We start from the raw sequence: 1858 nt of genomic DNA, 5'->3' as shown, positions 1-1858 counted from the left end.
CAGCAGCGGCATCTTTTAACACCGTAAATGTTTCTATTGCATTAGGATCCAGGTGCTGGAACGACCTTGGAATACCGTCAACGATCAGCAGCGGCTGGCTGGCTCCTGTGGAAGACAAGCCCCTGATGTAAATATTGGAGCCGTCATATCCCGGCTCGCCTGAACCCTGCTTTACAATAACGCCAGACACTCTCCCGCCTAAGCCATTGCTTAAGTTAGCAATAGGCACAGAAGCAATTTCCTGTCCTTTCATAGTAGATACAGCCGCAGTTAAAGATGTTTTCCTTTGCGTTCCATACCCTACTATCACTACATCGTCGAGCACATTGCCTTGCGATGCCTCCAAAACAACAGTCAACTGGTTTTGGTTACCAATTTTTATTGTTTGTGTTTCAAATCCCGTATGAGAAATAACAAGGGTTTGTCCGGATGAAACGGTTAAGCTAAACGTACCATCGTTATTGGTGGTAGTACCCTGTTGCGTTTCCTGGACGATAACGGACACATCTGCCAGAGCAGTTTCGCCGTCTGTAATTTTACCTGTAAGTGTAAAACCGGCTTGCGCAAGAACGGCGCTTCCAAAAAGGAGAGCAATAAACAGCGTCAAAACTGTTTTTCCTGAAATGGGAAATGGTAATAGTTTTAAATTCATAGCAATTGTTTTGTGTGTAGCTTAATTTTAGATTCAACGGGTTGGTCAATGGTGCCCGTTTCATGCCATACAAAAGTATTTTTCGAACTGCTGTTTTTTTTACACGATCTTGCCCGATCAGTACCTTATCTTGCACTACCCATACGGCCAATTAACCTATTTTGCTCATTTACTATCCTATTTTGTCGCACAAAATGTTAAATGTGAAAAAAATACTACCAATTACCATACATTTAAGAAATGAAACCGCACTATAAACCCATACCATCCGAATCAAGGCTATTTAAAGTAGAATTCCAAAAAAACAGTAAAGAGTTTTACTATCCCTGGCACTATCATTCAGAACTCGAGCTCACCTTTATCATGAGCGGCAAGGGAGTAAGATATGTGGGTAACTCGATTGAAAATTTTTATGACGAGGAGCTGGTTCTACTCGGCTCCAACTTACCGCATACATGGAATACAGCTAACGACCAGGAACAACCCGTAACCGCTATTGTCATCTACCTGAAGGAAGAATTTTTTGACAAATCATGGATGCAGAGCATAGAGTTTGAGTCCATCAGGAATTTAGCCGCCTCAATGAACAAAGGCATCAAGGTTGACAATGGTATAGCTGCGGAATTGAAGCAAAAATTCTTTGATCTGCTCAATGCATCACCATTTGATAAGCTGATGATACTGCTGCAGATATTACAGGATCTGGCGCACAATACTGCGTTCCGGTTTTTGTGTGAACAGGAATTTACCGGCGATCTTAATGATACCGACAAAACACGCATCAATACCGTTTACAATTATATCCAGGCCCATTACCAGGAGCAGGTTTCCCTTGCTGATATTGCATCAAAGCTGAACATGACCGAAGAGTATTTCTCAAGGTATTTCAGTAAAACCATGAAAAAGCCCTTCTTCGAATTTTTAAATGAATACAAGATCAACAGGGCCTGCCGGCTGCTTATTGAAACCGACAAGCAGATAAGTGAAATATGTTATGCTTCCGGCTTTGAAAGCATTCCTTTCTTTTACAGGCAGTTCAAGAAGTTCAAAGACTGCCAGCCCAAGACCTATCGAATGAACTATCAGAAGGTCTCTTTGTACCAGCCGGTATGATCTTCACGGCGCAACAAAGATTTTGTACGACCCTTTCTGGGTCGTAATACTCTTCATCGTATAGTTATAAACGTTAGGCCCTTTCAGGGTCAA

Annotated in this window: 2 protein-coding genes; one reads left to right on the top strand and one right to left on the bottom strand. The window is 42.0% G+C overall.

Annotated elements, in window-relative coordinates; translation table 11 throughout:
- A partial coding sequence (locus PLH26_RS15210; RefSeq protein WP_324586885.1) for a carboxypeptidase-like regulatory domain-containing protein occupies window positions 1-652 on the bottom strand: 652 nt, incomplete at its 3' end.
- A 240-nt stretch (window positions 653-892) separates the two neighbouring features.
- Between PLH26_RS15210 and PLH26_RS15205 the strand changes: the two genes are divergently transcribed.
- On the top strand, window positions 893-1765 hold the full coding sequence (locus tag PLH26_RS15205; protein ID WP_324586884.1) for an AraC family transcriptional regulator: 873 nt from the start codon (window positions 893-895) through the stop codon (window positions 1763-1765).
- Window positions 1766-1858 lie beyond the last annotated feature (93 nt).

This window comes from Agriterribacter sp., assembly GCF_035444585.1.
In the GTDB taxonomy this organism is placed as follows: Bacteria; Bacteroidota; Bacteroidia; order Chitinophagales; family Chitinophagaceae; genus Agriterribacter.
Note: the sequence above shows the minus strand (reverse complement) of the source record. Positions and strands in the feature narration are given on the sequence as shown.